The 249-nt window shown below is 63.5% G+C and carries 1 protein-coding gene; it reads right to left on the reverse strand.

The window, feature by feature from the left end:
- Nucleotides 1-249: condensation domain-containing protein (locus KVP70_RS33915; protein WP_217946810.1), on the reverse strand; the 249-nt coding region annotated here is incomplete at both ends.

Raw genomic sequence — 249 nt, forward strand, 5'->3', positions numbered from 1 at the left:
GTGGGCAGCTCCAGCAGCGCCGGGGCGCCTTGCAGGTGGTGGTGCCAGAAATCGATTTGCTCTTTCAGCACTTCGCCTTGCAGCCACTGCCGTTGCCACGCAGCATAGTCGGCATACTGGAGCGCCAACGCCGGCAACGGGTCGGGCTGCCCTTGGCTGAAGGCGGTATACAGGGCCGTTACTTCCTGCACCAGCAGTCCGGTCGACCAGCCGTCCGAGATGATGTGGTGCTGGGTGATCAGCAGGATG

The organism is Duganella violaceipulchra, assembly GCF_019166075.1.
In the GTDB taxonomy this organism is placed as follows: Bacteria; Pseudomonadota; Gammaproteobacteria; order Burkholderiales; family Burkholderiaceae_D; genus Rugamonas; species Rugamonas violaceipulchra.